The 20,384-nt window shown below is 42.5% G+C and carries 23 protein-coding genes; 21 read left to right on the forward strand and 2 right to left on the reverse strand.

What is annotated here, in order from left to right; translation table 11 throughout:
* Positions 1-3 precede the first annotated feature (3 nt).
* From A7968_RS10630 to A7968_RS10680, 11 genes are all read left to right on the forward strand, one after another.
* Complete coding sequence (locus A7968_RS10630; RefSeq protein WP_064666638.1) at positions 4-714, forward strand: RNA polymerase sigma factor FliA; 711 nt, start codon at positions 4-6, stop codon at positions 712-714.
* A gap of 40 nt (positions 715-754) precedes the next feature.
* Complete coding sequence (gene cheY / locus A7968_RS10635) at positions 755-1,138, forward strand: chemotaxis response regulator CheY (RefSeq protein ID WP_016708035.1); 384 nt, start codon at positions 755-757, stop codon at positions 1,136-1,138.
* Positions 1,139-1,155: 17 nt separating this feature from the next.
* Positions 1,156-1,920, forward strand: a complete 765-nt coding sequence (locus A7968_RS10640; protein WP_064666549.1) for a protein phosphatase CheZ — start codon at positions 1,156-1,158, stop codon at positions 1,918-1,920.
* Between the two features lie 14 nt (positions 1,921-1,934).
* A complete protein-coding gene (locus A7968_RS10645) occupies positions 1,935-4,130 on the forward strand; it encodes a chemotaxis protein CheA (RefSeq protein ID WP_064666550.1) in 2,196 nt (731 codons plus the stop codon).
* 67 nt (positions 4,131-4,197) lie between these two features.
* Complete coding sequence (locus A7968_RS10650) at positions 4,198-5,328, forward strand: protein-glutamate methylesterase/protein-glutamine glutaminase (protein WP_064666551.1); 1,131 nt, start codon at positions 4,198-4,200, stop codon at positions 5,326-5,328.
* Positions 5,321-6,085, forward strand: coding sequence for a flagellar motor protein (locus tag A7968_RS10655; RefSeq protein WP_064666552.1), 765 nt, complete (start codon positions 5,321-5,323; stop codon positions 6,083-6,085). The genes A7968_RS10650 and A7968_RS10655 overlap by 8 nt, the downstream gene beginning before the upstream one ends.
* Entirely contained in the window at positions 6,085-7,047 is a 963-nt protein-coding gene (locus A7968_RS10660) for a flagellar motor protein MotB (RefSeq protein ID WP_064666553.1), read from the forward strand. Before A7968_RS10655 ends, A7968_RS10660 begins: the two co-directional genes overlap by 1 nt.
* An 8-nt stretch (positions 7,048-7,055) precedes the next feature.
* Positions 7,056-7,826: a ParA family protein gene (locus A7968_RS10665; protein WP_064666554.1), complete on the forward strand. Its 771-nt coding sequence runs from the start codon at positions 7,056-7,058 to the stop codon at positions 7,824-7,826.
* 3 nt (positions 7,827-7,829) lie between these two features.
* Positions 7,830-8,627, forward strand: coding sequence for a chemotaxis protein CheW (locus A7968_RS10670; protein WP_064666555.1), 798 nt, complete (start codon positions 7,830-7,832; stop codon positions 8,625-8,627).
* Between the two features lie 19 nt (positions 8,628-8,646).
* Positions 8,647-9,144, forward strand: coding sequence for a chemotaxis protein CheW (locus A7968_RS10675; protein WP_064666556.1), 498 nt, complete (start codon positions 8,647-8,649; stop codon positions 9,142-9,144).
* Positions 9,145-9,160: 16 nt separating this feature from the next.
* On the forward strand, positions 9,161-9,565 hold the full coding sequence (locus A7968_RS10680; RefSeq protein WP_064666557.1) for a DUF2802 domain-containing protein: 405 nt from the start codon (positions 9,161-9,163) through the stop codon (positions 9,563-9,565).
* Between the two features lie 15 nt (positions 9,566-9,580).
* Here the strand turns inward: A7968_RS10680 and A7968_RS10685 are convergent, their stop codons facing one another.
* Entirely contained in the window at positions 9,581-9,889 is a 309-nt protein-coding gene (locus A7968_RS10685) for an EscU/YscU/HrcU family type III secretion system export apparatus switch protein (RefSeq protein WP_064666558.1), read from the reverse strand.
* A gap of 3 nt (positions 9,890-9,892) precedes the next feature.
* Complete coding sequence (gene fliK / locus A7968_RS10690; protein WP_064666559.1) at positions 9,893-12,478, reverse strand: flagellar hook-length control protein FliK; 2,586 nt, start codon at positions 12,476-12,478, stop codon at positions 9,893-9,895.
* Positions 12,479-12,581: 103 nt separating this feature from the next.
* Here fliK and ccmA point away from each other — a divergent pair, with 103 nt between their 5' ends.
* From ccmA to A7968_RS10740, 10 genes are read left to right on the forward strand one after another with little or no spacing between them, the layout of a single operon-like run.
* Positions 12,582-13,202 (forward strand): cytochrome c biogenesis heme-transporting ATPase CcmA, encoded by a 621-nt coding sequence (ccmA, locus tag A7968_RS10695; RefSeq protein ID WP_157586718.1) that lies wholly within the window; start codon positions 12,582-12,584, stop codon positions 13,200-13,202.
* Entirely contained in the window at positions 13,202-13,888 is a 687-nt protein-coding gene (ccmB, locus tag A7968_RS10700; protein WP_064666561.1) for a heme exporter protein CcmB, read from the forward strand. Before ccmA ends, ccmB begins: the two co-directional genes overlap by 1 nt.
* Before the next feature lies 1 nt (position 13,889).
* A complete protein-coding gene (locus tag A7968_RS10705) occupies positions 13,890-14,627 on the forward strand; it encodes a heme ABC transporter permease (protein WP_064666562.1) in 738 nt (245 codons plus the stop codon).
* A 2-nt stretch (positions 14,628-14,629) separates the two neighbouring features.
* Positions 14,630-14,833, forward strand: coding sequence for a heme exporter protein CcmD (gene ccmD, locus A7968_RS10710; RefSeq protein ID WP_064666563.1), 204 nt, complete (start codon positions 14,630-14,632; stop codon positions 14,831-14,833).
* The gene (gene ccmE / locus A7968_RS10715) at positions 14,830-15,309 is read left to right on the forward strand and encodes a cytochrome c maturation protein CcmE (protein ID WP_064666564.1); all 480 of its coding nucleotides are present in this window, start codon (positions 14,830-14,832) and stop codon (positions 15,307-15,309) included. The genes ccmD and ccmE overlap by 4 nt, the downstream gene beginning before the upstream one ends.
* A 1-nt stretch (position 15,310) precedes the next feature.
* Positions 15,311-17,278, forward strand: a complete 1,968-nt coding sequence (locus tag A7968_RS10720) for a heme lyase CcmF/NrfE family subunit (protein ID WP_064666565.1) — start codon at positions 15,311-15,313, stop codon at positions 17,276-17,278.
* Complete coding sequence (locus A7968_RS10725) at positions 17,275-17,847, forward strand: redoxin family protein (RefSeq protein ID WP_064666566.1); 573 nt, start codon at positions 17,275-17,277, stop codon at positions 17,845-17,847. Before A7968_RS10720 ends, A7968_RS10725 begins: the two co-directional genes overlap by 4 nt.
* A complete protein-coding gene (locus tag A7968_RS10730) occupies positions 17,844-18,305 on the forward strand; it encodes a cytochrome c-type biogenesis protein (RefSeq protein ID WP_064666567.1) in 462 nt (153 codons plus the stop codon). The genes A7968_RS10725 and A7968_RS10730 overlap by 4 nt, the downstream gene beginning before the upstream one ends.
* Complete coding sequence (gene ccmI, locus A7968_RS10735; RefSeq protein ID WP_064666568.1) at positions 18,306-19,616, forward strand: c-type cytochrome biogenesis protein CcmI; 1,311 nt, start codon at positions 18,306-18,308, stop codon at positions 19,614-19,616. It abuts the gene before it with no gap.
* Between the two features lie 11 nt (positions 19,617-19,627).
* Entirely contained in the window at positions 19,628-20,359 is a 732-nt protein-coding gene (locus A7968_RS10740; protein WP_064666569.1) for an MlaA family lipoprotein, read from the forward strand.
* Positions 20,360-20,384 lie beyond the last annotated feature (25 nt).

The following is a 20,384-nucleotide window of genomic DNA, read 5'->3' on the forward strand; positions in this document are numbered from 1 at the left end:
GCGATGGGATATCAATCTACACAAAATTTAAATGTGATTGTTGAACGACATGCTTCACTTGTCAAAAAAGTGGCGTGCCATTTAATTGCTCGTTTACCTGCGAGTGTGCAACTTGACGATTTGATTCAATCGGGAATGATAGGGTTAATTGAAGCATCAAAGAATTTTGATGCAAGCAAGGGCGCAAGCTTTGAAACCTTCGCAGGCATTCGTATTCGCGGCGCGATGCTTGATGAAATGCGCCGTGGCGATTGGGCACCTCGTTCTGTGCACCGTAATAGCCGCAGAGTAGCAGAGGCTATTAGTGAACTTGAAAGTGAACTTAATCGCGAACCCAAAGACATTGAAGTTGCTGAAAAACTTGATATTACACTGGATGAGTACCATCATATTCTTAGTGATGTAAATTCCAGTAAAGTGCTTGGAATAGAAGATTTAGGGGTTGATGAAGATGTTATTACCCCAGTCGGACATGATTTAGCGCTAGACAAGCCCTTTAATAACGTTAAAAATGAACGCTTTAATCAATCATTGTTAGCAGCTATACAATCCTTACCTGAACGAGATGGGTTAGTATTGTCATTGTATTATAACGATGAAATGAATTTAAAAGAGATTGGACATATACTCGATGTAAGCGAATCGCGTGTGAGTCAGATACATGGTCAGGCGATGATTAAGCTCAAAGCAAAAATCAATGACTGGATAAATTAGTAGTAAGTAAATATAGGTTCAGACCTCACCGGAGGATGTTTTGGATAAAAACATGAAAATTCTTGTTGTTGATGATTTTTCGACGATGAGACGTATTATCAAAAATCTGTTAAGAGATTTAGGTTTTACAAATGTACAAGAAGCTGATGATGGCTCAACAGCGCTACCAATGTTACAGAATCAGGAGTTTGATTTTGTGGTAACAGATTGGAACATGCCGGGCATGCAAGGGATTGATTTGTTGCGTGCTATCAGGGCTGATGACAGCCTCAAACATATTCCAGTTTTAATGGTAACAGCAGAAGCTAAAAAAGAACAAATTGTTGCTGCTGCCCAAGCGGGTGTTAACGGTTATATCGTTAAACCATTTACAGCTGCAACACTTAAGACCAAATTGGAAAAAGTGTTTGAGCGTTTAGGTTAAATAAATAGGAGAGGCTTATGTCAGCACCAGCTGCGCCTCAGATCAGTTTAGAACAAGCCCGTCAGCTTGTGGTTTACCTTGAAAACGGTGAACAAGATAAAGCTGATCAATTAATTATTGATGCGGCGTCAAAAGAGCAATCAGAATTATTTGCCGAAGTTGGCAAACTGACGCGTCAGCTGCATGACGCGTTGAAAAATTTTGAGCTTGATACACGTTTAGCTGATTTAACTACCGATGCTATTCCTGATGCTAAGCAGCGCCTTAATTATGTTATGGAAATGACAGAAAACGCTGCTAATAAAACTATGGATGCGGTAGAAGCAAGTTTACCTATTGCTCAACAACTCGCTGATGAAATTTCACATATTAAGCCGACATGGGACCGTCTCATGAATCGTGAAATTGAACTGGGAGAGTTTAAAACACTGTGTCATAGCTTAGATAAGTTTATGAATAACTCGCAGACTAAAACGGATGAATTGCAAGGGCTAATGACGAATGTGTTAATGGCGCAAGATTTCCAAGATTTAACCGGTCAAGTTATTCGCCGGGTAATCGAATTAGTTAGAGAAGTAGAAGACAGCTTGATCCACTTGTTGACAGCATTTGGTAGCCAAGATGACAGCGAAACAAAAATAGTAGCACCAGCCATTGAAAAACCGCCTGCTGAAAATACACTTGCAGGCCCAGAAGGGCCAATTATTGATAAAGAATCTCGTGATGATGTTGTCAACGGGCAAGATGATGTAGATGATTTATTATCAAGCTTGGGCTTCTAAGAGGAGAAAACTGCATGAGCTTTGAAGTCGATGAAGATATTTTACAAGATTTTCTAGTAGAGGCTGGAGAAATTCTTGAGCTTTTGTCAGAACAGCTGGTGGAGCTTGAAAATAACCCAGATGATACCGAATTACTCAATGCAATTTTCCGTGGTTTTCATACGGTCAAAGGCGGCGCTGGCTTTTTAAGTATGACCGAGTTGGTTGATGCTTGTCATGGTGCTGAGAACGTGTTCGACTTATTACGCCAAGGTGTACGTAAAGTTAATTCTGAGCTGATGGATGTTATCCTGCAAGCGCTCGACACAATTAATGAAATGTTCGCGACTATTCAAAGTAGAGAAAAGCCAGAGCCTGCAGATCCTGAATTACTCGCTGTATTACATAAATTAGGCATGCCACCAACTGCTGATGAAATAAGTGGTGCATCTTCAGTTGAGGATACACCGACTCCGGTTGTCGATGCGGATGCTATTTTAGATGATGACGATCCATTTGCATTTGACTTATTATTCGATGGCCAAGTCGATAGCGATGCCAGTGATGTGCAGATTGATGAAATTACTGAAGATGAATTTGAAAGCTTACTTGATGAGTTACATGGTAAAGGCCAAAGCCCAATAACCACAACAGGCTCAGTGACTAGTGATTCATCGAGTAGTGATATTACCGATGATGAGTTTGATAACTTATTAGATGAATTACATGGTGTTGGTAGCTTTGGTATGGTGAGCAATAATACTGCAAGTCGCCAAGAAGCGACAGAGCCAGCCCCCTCGCCAGTTGATGCAGCAAAAAGCAGCAGCCCAGATGAAATCAGTGATGATGAATTTGAAGCCCTGCTTGATGAGCTACATGGTAAAGGGACTGCTCCCCAAGCAACAGAGTCAACACCTACGCCAGCCCCCGCAGTTAAGCCATCTGCTCCTATTGCTAAGCCTGAAGCTAAAACACCAGCTCCAAGTGAAGTAAGTAAGGTGGTTGAAAATCCAGCCCCTTCAGCAGCACCAGCCACTGCCGCGGCTAAAAAAGCGCCACCGCCTCAAGCTGATACCACAGTACGCGTTGATACTAAGCGTCTTGACCAAATAATGAATATGGTTGGTGAGTTAGTATTAGTTCGTAATCGTCTCGTGAGCCTTGCCACCAATACTGAAAGTGAAGCGATGGGTAAAGCCATCTCAAACCTTGATGTAGTGACAGCAGATTTACAAGGTGCGGTGATGAAAACGCGAATGCAACCAATCAAAAAAGTGTTTGGTCGTTTCCCTCGCGTAGTACGAGATTTAGCGCGGAGCTTGAAAAAAGACATCAATTTGTTATTGGTTGGTGAAGAAACTGATTTAGATAAAAACTTAGTTGAGGCACTGGCCGATCCACTAGTCCACTTAGTACGTAACTCAGTTGACCATGGTATTGAAATGCCGGATGTGCGTGAAGCCGCAGGTAAATCGCGTACAGGTACAGTGACACTTTCAGCATCTCAAGAGGGTGATCATATCTTGCTTACCATTCGTGATGATGGTGCGGGTATGGATCCTGAAAAGCTGAAAAAAATCGCTATTAGTAAAGGAGTGCTTGATCACGAGCAAGCTGCACGCTTGTCTGATACCGAAGCATACAACCTGATTTTTGCGCCAGGCTTTTCGACTAAAGAACAGATCTCGGATATTTCAGGCCGTGGTGTGGGTATGGATGTGGTGAAAACCAAAATTACCCAACTTAATGGTTCTGTGAGTATTCAATCTGAGCTCGGTGTGGGTACTATTTTAGAAATTAAAGTGCCGTTAACATTGGCTATTTTGCCAACATTGATGGTGATAGTTGGCGAGCAGACATTTGCATTACCGCTGGCTGGTGTGAATGAAATATTCCATCTTGATTTAACCAAAACAAATGTTGTTGATGGCCAATTAACCATCATAGTGCGTAAAAAAGCGCTGCCGTTATTTTATTTAGAGCACTGGTTAGTCAAAGGTGCCGATCGTTCACAACGCAAAGCGCAAGGTCATGTGGTGATTGTGCAAATTGGTACACAGCAAGTCGGTTTTGTAGTGGATTCATTGATTGGTCAAGAAGAAGTGGTTATTAAACCGCTTGATGCTTTATTACAAGGTACACCGGGTATGGCGGGGGCAACAATTACCTCTGATGGTGGTATAGCGCTAATTTTAGATGTGCCAAACCTGTTAAAGCACTACGCACGCTAGTCCATTCTTATCTTAACGCGGGAGCCATTTTTGGCTCTCGCAGATAAAATTTAACAAGAGTATGCCAATGGCAGTTAAAGTTTTAGTTGTTGATGATTCAAGTTTTTTTCGCCGCAGAGTGAGCGAAATACTCGAGCAAGATAAGGATATTGAAGTCATTGGTTTTGCGGTAAATGGCCGAGAAGCCGTAGACAAAGCAAATCAATTACGACCAGATGTAATCACCATGGACGTTGAAATGCCAGTGCTTGATGGTATTAGCGCTGTAAAAGAGATCATGGCAGCTAACCCAACGCCAATCCTGATGTTTTCGTCACTCACACGTGATGGCGCAACAGCGACCTTAGATGCACTTGACGCGGGCGCTTTAGATTTTTTACCGAAAAAGTTTGAAGATATTGCTCGCAATAATGAAGATGCAATTAAACTACTCCAAAATAAAGTAAAAGAAATTGGCCGTAGACGGTTATCACGTTTTAGCCGGCCTGCACCAGCAACGCCTTCATCTACGTCTACAGCAACTACCTCGCGGCCTGCAATTACTCAGCCGGATATAAGTTTTAACCGTAGTGCTACGCCGAGCGCTGGTCCAGCTGCGACTATTCGTGCCTCAGGAAAGAAATATCAAATTGTCGCTATTGGTACTTCTACTGGTGGGCCTGTTGCACTGCAAACGATTTTGACTCAGTTACCGGCTAATTTCCCACACCCTATTTTGTTAATTCAACACATGCCTGCAGCATTTACGCCAGCATTTGCAGCGCGTTTAAATGGGTTATGTAAAATACAAGTAAAAGAAGCTCAACAGGGTGATAAATTAATGCCAGGCGTGGCTTATTTGGCACCAGGTGGTCAGCAAATGTTGATTGAAGGGCGAGGTGGAAATCGCACTTTACGGGTTTTTGAAGACGATAGTGCACGGATCACCTATAAGCCGAGTGTTGATGTAACCTTTGCTAGTACAGCTAAAGCCTATCAAGGTGATGTACTCGCAGTTGTGTTAACTGGAATGGGAGCCGATGGACGCGATGGCGCAAGAATGCTGAAACAAGCAGGTGCGACAATTTGGGCACAAGATGAAAAAACCAGTGTGGTTTATGGTATGCCGCAAGCGGTTGCAAGTGCTGGTTTATCATCGGCAAGTATCGCGCTGAGCGATGTTGCAACTCGATTAGTTCGTGAGATTGGTTGTGGATAAGTTGTCATTTTTAGGCCTGATAGTTGCATTGTGTGCAATTGGCTTCGGATATTCATTGGAGGGTGGGGTCGTTAGTGCGTTATTTAATGGCCCAGCATTGATAATTGTACTCGGTGGCACGCTCGGCGCAGTGATGCTGCAAACCCCTGCCAGCACATTCAACAAAGTATTAAAGATTAGTCATTGGGTGTTTTTCCCGCCGCGTCATGATATTGATGGGGCAATTGAACAAGTTAAAAGTTGGTCACAGAAAGCGCGTCAAGAAGGTTATTTGGCACTAGAAGAGATTGCGTTGACGCACTCTGATCCTTACGTTGCCAAAGGCTTGAGTTTACTGGTTGATGGTCATAGTGAGCAAAAGCTCAGAGACACACTAGAAATTGATTTATTACTAGAGCGCGAACGCCTGCTTGAAGCCAGCCGTGTCTATGAAGCATTGGGTGGTTACAGCCCAACTATTGGTATTTTAGGCGCAGTACTTGGATTGATTCAGGCAATGTCGTTTATTACCGATCCTGAAAAATTAGGCGCGGGTGTTGCAACTGCTTTTATCGCTACAATTTATGGTGTCGGCTTAGCAAATTTATTATTTCTGCCAATGGCTAACAAGCTGCAGCAGCAAGTTGAACAAAAAATGCTTTACCACGAGCTACTCGCTGAAGGCATTATTGCGATGAGCCAAGGAGATAGCCCTGTTAATATAGAGCTCAAACTTGAAGCGTATCGCGTTGAGCGACCAACTCAGTTACAACAATAATGATGCGTCGCCGCCTTCGTCATTCGTCGAGTAAAAACCAACATACTGAACGTTGGCTAGTTTCCTATGCTGATTACATGACCATTATGTTTGCGTTTTTTGTGGTGATGTATGCTATTGCCATCAATAAAGAAGAAAGCTTTCAAATTTTATCTGACTCATTAGAACAAGTGTTTGATAAATCAGCTCGTCAGCATTCCCAAGAAGGTCAAGGCGTCACTGGGACTGGCTTATTAACTGATAGGGTTAGCCCCGAGAAAGAGCTGCTGTTTGGTGAAAGCATTCAAAAGCAAGAAGTTGGCCCAGAACTGCTTGATGGCCAAAGTGATACAAGTAATATAAAACAAAAGCATTTAGGTAAACCTCTGGATAGTTTACTGACTAAACTGCAATCAGCGTTAATTGATGAAATACGCGACGGTGAAGCCAGCTTAGAGCTACACCAAGATTGGTTGATTATTGAATTAAGCTCTGGGATGTTGTTTTCAAGTGGTAGTGCCGTGGCTCACTTACGTGCAAAGCAAGTGATCAAACAAGTAAAAGATATTATTGCCCCGGTTGATAATTACATTCGCGTACGTGGCTATACTGATAACGAAACAATTCGAAATGAAATGTTTCGCTCTAATTGGGAATTGTCGGTCGCTCGGGCAACGTCTATGTTAGTAGAGCTTGAGAGTTTAGGCATAAACCCAGCTCGTATGGCCATCGAAGGCTATGGGCAATATTCGCCTTTTGCTGAGAATGACACCGAGCAAGGCCGTGCAGAAAATCGTAAAGTAGTGGTGGCATTATCTAAATATGGTTTACCACCGAAACCTGAGGTCACAGAAGAGCAAGCTGCGCAGCAACAAGCAGCAGAGCCGCAAGCAATTGAGTTGCCAAGTGATGATAACAGCATTAAAGTGATCCAACTCCCACATGGTGGCATACGAATTACAACGCGCAATGAAAAAAAATAAGGTGTGATGTGAAAATCTGGACGGTAGCGAATCAAAAAGGCGGAGTAGGGAAAACCACCACGGCCGTAAGTTTAGCTGGCATATTAGCGCTGCAAGGAAAGCGAGTATTACTGATTGATACTGATCCCCATGCATCTTTAACCTATTACTTTGGCATTGACTCTGAAGATTTAGAAGTCAGTGTTTATGATATATTTGCTCGTGGTAACGCCATGGCCAGTGAAGAAATTTTACAAGCGCTGTGCCCATCAAATATTGATAATTTGGACATTTTGCCTGCAACTATGGCAATTGCCACCCTTGACCGCAGTATGGGCAATAAAACGGGGATGGGGCTGATATTAAAAAAAGCATTAACAAAAATCAGTGAACATTATGATTATGCAATATTAGATTGTCCGCCAGTGCTGGGTGTTTTAATGGTCAATGCGTTGGCCGCCAGTGAGCGTATTTTAGTGCCGGTGCAAACAGAGTTTTTAGCGCTAAAAGGGCTGGATCGGATGATGCGAACGATGGAGTTAATGCAAAGCTCGCAATCAAAGCAGTATCAATATACCATTATCCCGACAATGTATGATAAGCGCACCAATGCATCTTTAGAAGCATATAAAACATTACAGCAAACGTACCAAGAAAAAGTATGGCCAGGGGTAATACCGGTAGATACCAAGTTTCGTGATGCAAGTTTAGCCCAGCAAGTACCTATTCAGTATTGTCCGCGCTCACGAGGTGTGTATGCATATCGCGCATTACTCGATTATTTGATTGAACAAGGTTAATGAATGAGTAAGCAATTATTTGCTAATGAAAAAGTAATGACCCAGTACTTGGGGGCTTTACTGTGCGAAGAGGAAGAGTCAACAGACTTAGAACCGGTTGCAAAATTACTCGAACAAGTGTCACCGACAGACACTAACAATAAAATGCCAGCGAAGGCGTCGCAGCAAACGATTGTACAGCCAAATGCACTGGACGAGCCAAAACCAACTGCGCAAGCAAAAATACCCGAACAAATTACACCGCCCCTTGAGAAACCGCAGATCCAAGCTAATATCAATGATATAGCTAAAGTTGCTACACAAGAAGATGCTGTTGAGGCGAAAACGCCTGTGCAGCGTCAAGAGGATTACTTTGATGGTGAATTTCAAGCATTATTCTTTGAGGTCGCGGGGTTAACCCTTGCAGTGCCTCTTAAGGCGCTTGGTGGGATCCATCAATTAGGTGAAGTGAACCAACTATTCGGTAAACCTAAATGGTTTAAAGGGGTTATGCTCAATCGTGAGGAAAACCTGAATGTGGTTGATACCGCTCGTTGGGTGATGCCAGAAAAGTATACCCAAGAGTTAGAAGACAAATTAAACTACCAATACTTGATCACTTTAGGTGATAGCCAATGGGGATTGTTGGCAGAAAAGCTGGTAAATAACATCACACTACGAAGTGAAGATGTGAAATGGCGAGCTAAAAGTGGCAAGCGGCCTTGGCTTGCAGGGGTAATTAAAGAAAAAATGTGTGCCTTAATTGATGTGCAAAGCTTAAATCAATTATTAGAGCAAGGTTTAGATAGCCGCGAGCAGTAACGATATTCGGAGTACTAACATGAGTGAACAAAGATTATTATCAACCAGTAAAAATACCGATGGCAACGATGAAGTGCTGCAATGGGTCACCTTTAAGCTGGAATCAGAAACCTACGGCGTAAATGTGATGCAAGTACAAGAGATCTTGCGTTACACAGAGATTGCGCCAGTACCTGGTGCGCCAAGCTATGTATTAGGGATCATTAACTTACGTGGTAACGTTGTAACCGTTATTGATACTCGTGCACGATTTGGTCTAATGTCTGCTGAGGCTACCGATAATTCACGGGTTTTGATCATCGAAGCAGAAGAGCAAGTTATTGGTATTCTTGCAGATAGTGTGGCAGAAGTCGTTTATTTACGCAGCTCTGAAATCGACAGCGCACCAAATATTGGCACTGAAGAAAGTGCTAAATTTATCCAAGGTGTGAGTAACCGCGATGGTGAACTATTGATTTTAGTTGATTTAAATAAATTGCTAAATGATGAAGAGTGGGACGAGCTAAGCGGTTTATAACGCTTACGGAAAAACTATGTTGGTATACTCGTTGTTAGGCGCCTCACTATTACTGTTCTTAGTATGCTTGGGGCTAATTTTCATTAATAATAACAAACATGCTGCCGCGTTAAAAAGTCGGGCGCAGCAACTGCAAGAAGCACAACACCAGCTGAGTATTTTACGCAGCGAAGTTGCTGAAATGCGCACTGGCATGTTAAGTATTGGCAAGCGGTTAGTTGCTGTAGAGCAACGCAATCAGGAGTTAGCGCAATTACAAGATGCGCAGAAGTATGATGATCCTGATGCGAAAATTTATTCACGTGCAGTAAAAATGGTTGAGCTAGGCGCGGATCTCGAAGAGATCATTCGTGAATGCGAGTTGCCTCGCGCTGAAGCTGAGTTATTAATGTCGTTACATCATCAAAAAGGCGCGAGTTAGCGCCTTTTTACTTTTCTACGCTTTAATATTTAACTTACCTTGAAAGTCTTGCCAGCCTGGTGGGAATTTTCCCCGCAATACATACGAAAAAGCGATTAACTCAGCAATCACATAATATAATTCTTTGGGGATCTCCTCACCGAGTTCTAAATGCGATAATGTTTTTGCTAAAGCTTCATCTTTGTGGATCAAAATACCTTTTTCTTCCGCCACCTTAATAATGTCTTCTGCCAGCTTGCCAAATCCTTTACTGGCTACTGTTGGTGCGCGGCCTGCTTCGTAAAGTAAGCCAATTGCAGATTTATGTTGAGAACTTTCACTCATAGTCTAAACCTTTATATTAATAATGGCATGGGATTGGTAAAACGCTTGATGCTGTGGCGCGCCTTGACTAAGTGCCAGTTCACCTACCTGTAAGCCATGAGCTGTGAGTTTATGGCGCAGGCTTTCAAGGTGGGGATGCGCCATTGCTGTGACCTCCTGGCTTGATGCAAGCAATTGGCAATCAAGCGCTTTATCCATTAACTCCGCGGTGATCTGCAACTGACCAAGCTCGGCATAATTAAAATTAAGTCGCACAAACCAAACATTTTTTCCTTCGAGTTGATCTTTACTGGGTTTTTTATATTGCCCTAATGATATTTCAGTTTGCGCAGCTTCCGGCGGCAGCCGCATAGGTAATAAAAATTGTACCAGCGGATTTGTATCCGGCTGTTGATTAATAGGCGTACTATTTACTTGGCTGATTGCCGTTTTGATTTGGCTGAGCTCCGCAGCCAATGCCTGAGACTGCGGTTGCAGTAAGTGCTCTTGCAGTTTTTGCGAATTAGTCGCTTTAAAATTTGGTACTAATACTTGTAGTAGGGCATCGAGTGAACTCTGACTGTTAAAATTTAAGGCACTAATATTGGCCAAGCTCGGCGTGGCTAAAATACCCACAGCTAAATGCTCTAAGGATTGGCTAAAACTATTTTGCAGTGCGCTCGGGGTTAAGCTTTGTGGGCGTAAAACGCTCAGTATCTCTCGTTGTATGGTTAACGGTTGCAGCGACTGGCTATCAATCATGCGACTAAATGCCTGATTAACTAATCTATTTAAATCAACATTATCACTGACTTTAGTGTTTACAAATTTATCGATTTGCGCCGCAACTTGCTGCCTATCACTGGCTGTGCTGGTGTTAAAATTAGGCAACGGTTTTTCGTGAGGCGTTTTTAGTAGCGACGCCAGTAATTTGGCTTCCAGTGGTAAGCTTAGCTGACTGATTGGCAAATCTGTTGTAAGCGGCCCTTTTAATGGCGTGGGTAATGAAAGTGCTACAAATTGCTCTGTTTTGTTATTGCTCACTTTAGCTGTGGTTTCAAGCAGTGTTTGTCGTCCGTCATTTTTTTGGAGGCTTTGACCAGCAACAGCGTTTTTTACTGTTTTTGCGAGAGCTTCGCCGTGGTTAGTCGCTGTGTCAATAGCTTTACTGTCACTGCTTAGGTTTAAGTTAGATAGTAAAGGGCCGGCTTGTTGCTGTTTTTGTGCTGATGTAGCAGCACTATTTTGTGGATTAACTGCTGGTGTATTTTTATGTACTTGTTCAATCAGTGCCGTTTTGCTTGGCGGTAGTTTAGCTGCTACTGCTACGGGTAATGGTGTTGGTTGTGTAATGCTGGCTAAGCCCGCTTTTAATTGTTGTAGCAGCTGCACTAATGGCGGGGATTGATGAAAGTGCTTAGGTAATGATGTCGCTTTACTAATATCTGCTTGCAATGGCAGGGTGTGATTGACTGCCAGTGCCGCCAGATTTATTCGGGTTAACGATGTTGGTAATACGCTTTGTGCCGTTGGCAGGGCTTGCGTTAGCTGCTTAGCTGATGTTGCGTTACTCGGCTTAGTGCTAGTTAGGTTATGCTGACTAAATGGTTTACTTTCAAAGTAGCGTACTGCATCGTTGATACGGGTTTTTAAATCGGCGAAACTGTGTTGTAGCCAAGAGCTAATCGGACTGCTACTGACCAGCAATGGACTAGCTGGTGTAGCAGGCAAATTTACAGGAGTTGACTGTTGGCTTTTCTGGACCAGTGACTGAAAAGTATTGGCGAGTGAATTTTTTAGTAACAAAGCCATTTTAGGCAGTTGAGTTTTAATTATAAGTTGTTCATTAACTGCTATAAGCTGCACTTTTTGTGCAACTGTACTGGCTTGGTTTTGGGGAGCAAGTTGATGATTAGCAGGGGGCTGAACAGCGAGTTTTATATTCCCGTTATAATTATTAAAATTCAGGGTGATGGTATTTTTATCTAATTGTAGTTGCCCTTGCGGCACTAGCTTGCTTAACCAAAGCGCAAGTTTTGCTTGGCTGATTGGTTGTTGATGCAAGGTATCTGCAAACTGGTTAATGATGTTCAATGTAAAGTTACCACTGTTTGGGGTGATAACGGCTTTTAGTCCCGCTTCGTTATGTAATAGTTGAGCAAGCTCTTTGTTAACCGGAATACTGGCGTTTAATTGGTCTAACAGTAATTTTGCAGCGGGCTGCAGAATAACCTGTACTGATAATGGTTTATTGTTGAGCTGATCACCGCTGTTAATAAAATTCAAAATACTTTGCAATTGAGTTGTTTGGCGTAGGCTTATATCAGTTTGTGTTGGCAAAATAGTCAGTTGCTTACCATCATGACTAAGTTGAATATCCGCACTGGCAATTTTTGCCGGAGGAGTTTGCGACTGTGTGGTGGCTAAGCGTAACGTTTGCCAATGTTTATCAACATACACTTCCATTTGCACTGAGCCTTTCGCAAAGACAATATTTTTGGCGCTAAGCGTTTGCTCGCTCAGGACTGGTATTTGCTGTCCCGCGCCATTGTGCGACGAATGACTGACAGAAAGCGAATTGGCTAATGTTATCTGTGTCGGTTTATTCATTATTTTGAATCAAGTTTTTCATTAATCGGTGTAAAGCATTATTCGTATTACCCTATCATTATGCTAGACTAACGCCTAATTTTGGGTATAGAGAATCATCATCTTGTTACACATTAAGTCCGTCACCTGCATCAAGCAAGACCGTTGTTTATTTGCGGATCTTAATTTCCGCTTGAAATCCGGTCAAATCATGCAATTAGCAGGCCCAAACGGGGCTGGTAAAACATCATTATTACGTATAATTGCGGGTTTTTCTGCGCCTGATGAAGGGCAAGTGATGTGGCAAGGTGAATCGATTGCAAAAAATTATGATGAGTTTGCCCGCGAGTTGTTGTTTATCGGTCATAAAACCGGCGTAAATAATCAACTTAGTGCAATTGAAAATCTGCGCTTTTGGTTACAAATACAAGGTTACGACACAGATCAAGAACTGTACTCATTACTGGCTAAAATCGGCTTGGTTGGTCTTGAAGATGTGCCTGTACGCACTTTATCCGCTGGGCAACAACGTCGTGTTGCATTGATTAGGCTATGGCTTAATGATGCGAAGTTATGGGTACTTGATGAACCTTTTACAGCGCTAGATAAAGCCGGTGTTGCCTTTTTGCAGCAACGTTTTTTAACTCACCTTGAGCAAGGTGGGGCGATTTTATTAACCACCCATCAAGACTTAACTACCCACTTTGCACATTTACAAACCGTGACTTTGGAGTACCGACACTGATGTTACGCCAACATTCATATTGGCAGCTATTTAGTGCCGTTTGTAAAAAAGACGTACAGTTGGCCTTTCGTCAGCGTGCTGAAATTGTTAATCCCATTTTGTTCTTTTTGATTGTAATCACTTTATTCCCGTTAGCGATAGGTCCAGAGCCCGGTCTACTTGCTCGAATGGCACCCGGTATTATTTGGGTCGCTGCGTTACTATCAACCATGTTAGGGTTAGATAAGCTATTTCGTGATGATTTTAATGATGGTAGTTTAGAGCAGCTAATTGCTTCGTCTTATCCATTACCGCTAACAGTGCTTGGTAAAGTAGTCGCCCACTGGTTGATTACTGGTTTGCCATTGGTATTAATGACACCGCTATTTGCACTGTTATTAAATCTAGACAGTCAAGCATTAGTCGCAACCGTGCTTACTTTATTGTTAGGTACACCATTATTGAGTTTTATCGGCGCAATTGGCGCTGGTCTGACTGTGGGGTTACAAAAAGGGGGCATTTTAATGAGTCTATTGGTTTTACCCTTGTATATCCCAGTTCTAATTTTTGCAACCTCCGCTATTGATACCAGCACTATGTCGCTGGATTATAGTGGTCAGCTTGCTATCCTTGGTGCGATGCTCGTCATTGCTATTATCAGCGCACCAATTGCCATATCGTCAGCATTGAAAGTGAGTGTAAGTTAATATGTGGAAGTGGTTACATCCCTACGCTAAAGCAGATCGTGCATATCAATTATGCAATACGTTACTGCCCTATTTTGCCGTGATAACGGTTGTCTGTATGCTCGTTGGTTGGGTCTGGGGGTTAGCCTATGCGCCTGCCGACTATCAGCAAAAAGACAGTTATCGCATTATTTTCATTCATGTTCCTTCAGCTATTTTGTCGATGGGGGCTTATTCATCCATGGCTATTGCGGCAGTGATCGCTTTAGTATGGCAATTACGTAATGCAGAGTTAGCTGTGATTGCAATTGCTCCAGTTGGTGCGTGTGTGACGGCTATTGCACTAATTACTGGCGCTGCATGGGGCAAACCTATGTGGGGTGCATGGTGGGTATGGGATGCTCGGCTTACCTCTGAGCTCATTCTATTATTTTTATACTTAGGAGTGTTGTCTTTATATCACGCCTTTGAAGATAAAAAAGCAGCGGGTCGTGCTGCATCTATTTTGGCGATTGTCGGGGTGATTAACCTGCCAATTATCCATTTTTCGGTTGAGTGGTGGAACACTTTGCATCAAGGTGCCACTATCACTAAATTTGACACGAAAGCCATTGATTCCAGCATGTTTTGGCCATTAATGGTAAATATAGTCGCCTTCGCTGGTTTCGTTGGCACGGTGACTTTGATGCGTCTTAAAAATGAAATTTTACAACGTGAGAAGCACCGCCCTTGGGTGCGTCAGTTGTTAAATAGGGGCTAGTTATGCAGTTTGATTCTTTTTCTGATTTTATTGCCATGGGCGGTTACGGTTTTTATGTATGGCTCTCTTTTGGCACATGTGCACTGATTTTATTAGGTATTTTAGTTAGTTCTTTAAATGATACCAAGCGCATTATGGCTTCTGTACAGCAACAAGCTGATCGAGAAGCACGTATTCAGCAGGCTAAACAGGAGCAACAACTATGAATCCAAGACGCAAAAAACGTCTGTTAGCTGTAACAGCCATTGTATTTGGTGTTGGGGCGACAATTGGGTTAGTGCTGTATGCGCTACAAGAGAACATTAATTTATTTTATACCCCGAGTGAATTAGTCGAAGGTAAAGGTCCAAATAAAGAAAAACCGCATATTGGTCAAAAACTGCGTATTGGTGGCATGGTGGTGCCGGGCTCTGTGATCAGAGATGAATCGAGCTTACAAGTGAGCTTTAAGTTAATTGATACGGGCCCTTTAGTGACAATTAAATACCAAGGTATTTTGCCTGATTTATTTCGTGAGGGACAAGGGATTGTGGCGCAAGGTGTGTTGGTTGAAGCGAATGTCATAGAAGCGTTTGAAGTGTTGGCTAAGCATGATGAAGAATACATGCCAGCTGAAGTTGCTGAAGCGGTAAAAGGGATCAAGCATGAGAAACCTAAATATAACTTAGAAAGTGGCAATTAAGATGATCCCAGAACTCGGTTATTTTTCCCTAACACTTGCCATGGTGCTAAGTGTTTTATTATGTATTTTTCCTCTATGGGGCGCACATACTGGTAATTTACGACTAATGCGCGCAGCGCCGTCATTAGCTGTTGGCCAGTTTATATTTGTGCTGTTGTCATTCGCAGCCCTGATTTACGCAAGTTTAACGGATGATTTTACTGTCGCATACGTGGCGTATCATTCAAGTAGTACTTTACCTTGGTATTATAAAATCACTTCAACTTGGGGCGGTCATGAAGGCGCTATTTTGTTGTGGTTAGTGATGCAAGCAGGTTGGACTGCAGTCGTTGCTGTGCGTTCTAATTCATTGCCTTGGATATTAAGAGCACGGGTATTAGGAGTGTTAGGCTTTTTAGGGGTTGGCTTTATGCTTTATACCCTATGGATGTCGAACCCATTTGAATCATTGCTGCCGTATTTTCCTGTTGAAGGCCGTGATCTTAATCCGTTATTGCAAGATCCAGGTATGATCATCCACCCACCTTTGCTGTATATGGGCTACGTGGGACTATCTGTGTCATTCTCATTTGCTATTGCAGCGTTATTAACAGGTAAACTAGATAATACCTGGGCTAAATGGTCACGTCCGTGGACTATGACGGCATGGGGCTTTTTAACTTTAGGTATAACTATCGGTAGTTGGTGGGCTTATTCTGAGCTTGGCTGGGGCGGTTGGTGGTTCTGGGATCCAGTTGAAAACGCATCACTCATGCCATGGCTCGTGGCAACGGCATTATTACACTCATTGTCGGTAACTGAAAAACGCGGCGTGTTTAAATCTTGGACTGTGCTACTTGCTATCGCGGCGTTTTCATTAAGCTTGCTGGGCACCTTTATTGTGCGCTCTGGCATTATTGTGTCGGTACATGCTTTTGCAACAGACCCTGATCGTGGGTTATTTATCTTGGCATTTTTAGCTATCGTCGTCGGTGGCGCATTAACTCTATACGCTTTTAGAGTGTCGCAAGTGCGCAGTGAAGGACGCTATAAGCTGGTATCACGTGAAGTGGCATTATGGCTTAATAATATATTTTTAGTGGTGGCTACATTTATAGTGTTACTAGGTACTCTATTACCTATGGTGCATAAAGAAATGGGCTTAGGCAGTATCTCTATTGGCGAACCGTTTTTTAATAAAATGTTTGCCATTCTTTTGGTACCATTTGCCATTTTAATGGGTATTGGACCCTTACTACGTTGGAAGCAAAATAAGTGGTCTTTCTTGCAAAATAAATTACTTATTGCTGCGCTAATCAGTATTGTTATCACAGCTGCTTGGCTGTATTCAAGCTATGCCGTTGTTGCACCTTTAACGTTATTGGCAACCACACTGGCGGTTTGGATTGTGATGACAACCGCTGTTGACCTATACGTAAAAGCAACCGTGCAAACTAATTTTAGCCAAGGTCTGAAACGTTTAGGGCTGAGCTATTGGGCAATGGTGTTAGGGCACGTTGGTATCGCCTTTGTTATTGCGGGCGTTACGTTAACCTCGGCATACTCTGTTGAGCGTGATGTCTCAATGAAACCGGGTGAGATCGTGCAGTTAAATCAATATCAGTATCGTTTTGAGGGTGTTAACAACATACGTGGGGCTAACTACAGCGGCCATGCGGGAGAAGTTAGCGTACTTAAAAATGAAAAACTAGTCACCGTATTACATGCTGAAAAGCGTCGTTATGATATTGGTATGCAATTTATGACTGAAGCGGCAATTGATGCCGGTTTCACTCGCGATTTATATTTGGCGCTAGGTGAGCAGTTAAGTAACGGTGGCTGGTCACTGCGAATTTACCATAAGCCCTATGTACGTTGGATGTGGATTGGTGGTGTGTTGATTTCACTCGCTGGCTTTATGATTTTGGGTGATAGACGCTATCGCACCAGCAAAAAGAAGTCTGATAAATCAAAGGGGCAGTTAGTATGAATCGCAAATTATTAGCGCTGCTCCCCCTGCTGGCATTTGCTTTAGTGTGTGTGTTTTTATTCCAAGGCTTGTTTTCTAATCCACGAGAAATTCAAACTGGTCGTTTAGGTCAGCCGATGCCGACCTTCGATTTACCTGATTTAATGCACGACTCAACGCGTTGGCAGGATAGCCAATTAAAAGGCGATGTTTACCTACTAAATGTATGGGGTACTTGGTGTCCTACTTGTTTAGCTGAATTAGATTATTTAACCCAACTGCGAGAGCAAGGCGTTAAAATTATCGGGCTTTACTATGTACAAAGTTATGACGCTGATTTTGACGGTGAATTTGATTTGCCGGCGCTGCGTGAAGAAGTTAAATCAATGCTAAGTCGTGCAGGTGATCCGTATCAGTTTAATATTCTTGATTTACACCGTACTTTATCCCTTGACTTAGGTGTGTCGGGTGCGCCGGAGACTTTTTTAGTGGACAGTAAAGGCACTATTTTATTGCATCATACCGGTGATATAAACCCGCGAGTTTGGCGTGCTAAATTTGCGCCCTTAATGCAGGAGTTACAGCCATGAAATATTGTTTAGTTGTATTGTTCATGTTTATCAGTGGCGCTGCTATGGCTGAGCAAGACCGTTATCAGTTTGATAATAATCAACAAGCACAGCGTTTTTCAGAGTTGACCAAAGAATTACGTTGCCCTAAATGTCAAAATCAAAATATTGCTGATTCTGATGCTGTGGTTGCTAAAGATCTCCGTGAAAAAGTACTGGCTTTAGTGAAAGAGGGCAAATCGAAAGACGATGTTATTGAATATATGATTGACCGTTATGGTTACTTTGTTCATTACGATCCGCCGGTTACGCCAGCAACACTAGTGCTGTGGGTATTACCTGTGTTGATTGTGATATTTGGCTTTGGTTTTATTATTTTTCGCCAGCGAAAAGCGGCGGTTAAACAAACATGGAGTGAGCAAGATGAGGCGCTATTAGCCAAACTCATTGCTCAAAATGAACGTCAGGAGCAGATTTAAATGATACTAATGTGGGTTGCTTTTGCAGTATTAACCTTATTAGCTATGGCGTTTGTAGCTCTGCCTTTTTTGAGTAAAGAGCGCGTACAAGGCCTCACTTATAATGCTAACTCAGAGCTTATTGCTATTTTCCATCAGCGCCTTGGTGAGTTGGCGAATGATTTGGCTGAACAGCGTATCGATCAAGTTAATCATGATGAATCAGTGGTTGAACTTAAACGACGTTTACTTAATGAGTTATCACCTGAAAAGTCGCTGATGAGTAAAGGTAATAACCGTATTTTTGCATTAACAGGCTGTGCCTTTTTGGTGGCCTTTACAGTGATATTTTATACAGCGACGGGCTCTCAACAACAATTGCAGAATTGGCAAAGCGCGATGGATAATTTACCTGCCTATGGTGAGCGCGCGGTGATGCAACAAGGTGAGCCTTTAACTCAAAATGAATTACAGGCGTTTGCGTTAGGGTTACGTACTAAACTTGCTCAAAGTGGTGATGATAAAGTGGCGTGGATGTTACTTGGTCGAGTCGCTATGTCGCTAAACGAATACGATATGGCACAACAATCATTTGATAAAGTGTTGCGCATGGATCCTGACAATCTCCCTGTATTGATTAGTTATAGCCAAGTGTTATTGCTTGAGGGTAGTGATGCTAATATGACCCGTGCCGCTGGTATGCTTTCGAAAGTACTCAAAGATGATCCGACTGACCTTGATGCAATTTCATTATTGGCGTTAATTGCCTACGAGCGACATGATTGGCTGCAAGCAAAAGCTGCTTTTGAAGTACTGTTAAATAGTATGGATAAGCAAGATTCACGGTATAGCATGATTGCTCAGAGAATTACTGAAATTGAGCAAAATATAAGTGCTGAGAATGAGCAACAAAATAGCCAACTTACACCCGTTGCAACAGCGCAGCAGGGCAGTAATGCTAACGCCTCAAACAACCCTGCAGCACCATCAGCAATTAACGTTACTATTAAGCTTGCACCAGACTTAGTGGATAAGTTACCAGCTCAAGGTACCTTGTTTGTATTTGCAAAAGCAGCCAATGGCCCGCCAATGCCATTGGCAGTGGTTAAATTGACAGACTATCGTTTTCCAATTGAAGTGCAACTAAGTGATAGTAATGCCATGGTTGCAGGTTTAACACTTTCAAGTGTAGAGCAAATCATTTTAACCGCGCGTATTTCAAAAGATGCCTCGGTAATGCCTGCAACGGGTGAGTTAGAAGGACGTTCTGACGTCTTAGAGCGTAGCCAAACTCAAGCTTATGAGTTACTTATCAATGAATTAATACCTTAAAAGGACCAAAGATGTTAAGACAGAGCTTTGTTTTATTAGGTTTACTTGTACTTGCAGGATGCGCGCAAGTTCCTGATGAAAAAATAGATGAGCGGGATCCATTACAATCCTTTAACCGCCCAATGTACGATTTTAATATGGATGTACTTGATGCATATGTATTACGTCCAGTTGCTGTTGGTTATGTAGCGGTCACGCCGACACCGGTTCGTCGCAGTGTGGTCAATTTTACTGATAACATTAGTGCGCCAACCGATGTCATTAATGCTACTTTACAAGGTAAAGCTGGTAATGCAGGAATTAGTGTTGCGCGATTTTTAGTTAATTCAACGGTCGGTATTTTTGGCTTGTTTGATGTGGCTACATCACTTGGTTTAAATATTGTTGATGAAGACTTTGGCCAAACTCTGGGGGTATGGGGAATTGGCGATGGGGCTTATTTAATGCTACCAGGCATGGGCCCTTCAACAGCACGTAATCTAACCGGTGATGTGGTTGATAATTTTGTGCTACCTGAGATAGCCCTAACAACACCACAAACGGTACTCGTTTTTGCATTGAAGGCTGTTGAGGCGCGCGCTTCATTAATTCCACAAGAAAGCTTATTAAATGAATCGCTTGATCCGTATATTTTTATGAAAGACATTTATTTTCAACGTCAACTCTATGAACTACATGACGGTAATCCACCGATTGAGGAAGAGCCTGAAGATTTCGATGAAGACTTTTTAGAAAGCCTTTAATTTTCCGTACAGAATAAACAAAATG

It is taken from the genome of Pseudoalteromonas prydzensis, from assembly GCF_001661495.1.
In the GTDB taxonomy this organism is placed as follows: Bacteria; Pseudomonadota; Gammaproteobacteria; order Enterobacterales; family Alteromonadaceae; genus Pseudoalteromonas; species Pseudoalteromonas prydzensis.

What these genes read in the sequence shown, in the direction of transcription:
- A7968_RS10630 (WP_064666638.1), top strand. Translation starts at nt 4, where the DNA reads ATGGGATATCAATCTACACAAAATTTAAATGTGATTGTTGAACGACAT.
- ccmI (WP_064666568.1), top strand. Translation starts at nt 18,306, where the DNA reads ATGATACTAATGTGGGTTGCTTTTGCAGTATTAACCTTATTAGCTATG.
- A7968_RS10645 (WP_064666550.1), top strand. Translation starts at nt 1,935, where the DNA reads ATGAGCTTTGAAGTCGATGAAGATATTTTACAAGATTTTCTAGTAGAG.
- A7968_RS10720 (WP_064666565.1), top strand. Translation starts at nt 15,311, where the DNA reads ATGATCCCAGAACTCGGTTATTTTTCCCTAACACTTGCCATGGTGCTA.
- A7968_RS10680 (WP_064666557.1), top strand. Translation starts at nt 9,161, where the DNA reads ATGTTGGTATACTCGTTGTTAGGCGCCTCACTATTACTGTTCTTAGTA.
- ccmB (WP_064666561.1), top strand. Translation starts at nt 13,202, where the DNA reads ATGTTACGCCAACATTCATATTGGCAGCTATTTAGTGCCGTTTGTAAA.
- A7968_RS10660 (WP_064666553.1), top strand. Translation starts at nt 6,085, where the DNA reads ATGATGCGTCGCCGCCTTCGTCATTCGTCGAGTAAAAACCAACATACT.
- A7968_RS10685 (WP_064666558.1), bottom strand. Translation starts at nt 9,889, where the DNA reads ATGAGTGAAAGTTCTCAACATAAATCTGCAATTGGCTTACTTTACGAA.
- A7968_RS10730 (WP_064666567.1), top strand. Translation starts at nt 17,844, where the DNA reads ATGAAATATTGTTTAGTTGTATTGTTCATGTTTATCAGTGGCGCTGCT.
- A7968_RS10640 (WP_064666549.1), top strand. Translation starts at nt 1,156, where the DNA reads ATGTCAGCACCAGCTGCGCCTCAGATCAGTTTAGAACAAGCCCGTCAG.
- ccmD (WP_064666563.1), top strand. Translation starts at nt 14,630, where the DNA reads ATGCAGTTTGATTCTTTTTCTGATTTTATTGCCATGGGCGGTTACGGT.
- A7968_RS10725 (WP_064666566.1), top strand. Translation starts at nt 17,275, where the DNA reads ATGAATCGCAAATTATTAGCGCTGCTCCCCCTGCTGGCATTTGCTTTA.
- A7968_RS10650 (WP_064666551.1), top strand. Translation starts at nt 4,198, where the DNA reads ATGGCAGTTAAAGTTTTAGTTGTTGATGATTCAAGTTTTTTTCGCCGC.
- A7968_RS10740 (WP_064666569.1), top strand. Translation starts at nt 19,628, where the DNA reads ATGTTAAGACAGAGCTTTGTTTTATTAGGTTTACTTGTACTTGCAGGA.
- A7968_RS10705 (WP_064666562.1), top strand. Translation starts at nt 13,890, where the DNA reads ATGTGGAAGTGGTTACATCCCTACGCTAAAGCAGATCGTGCATATCAA.
- fliK (WP_064666559.1), bottom strand. Translation starts at nt 12,478, where the DNA reads ATGAATAAACCGACACAGATAACATTAGCCAATTCGCTTTCTGTCAGT.
- A7968_RS10675 (WP_064666556.1), top strand. Translation starts at nt 8,647, where the DNA reads ATGAGTGAACAAAGATTATTATCAACCAGTAAAAATACCGATGGCAAC.
- A7968_RS10670 (WP_064666555.1), top strand. Translation starts at nt 7,830, where the DNA reads ATGAGTAAGCAATTATTTGCTAATGAAAAAGTAATGACCCAGTACTTG.
- ccmE (WP_064666564.1), top strand. Translation starts at nt 14,830, where the DNA reads ATGAATCCAAGACGCAAAAAACGTCTGTTAGCTGTAACAGCCATTGTA.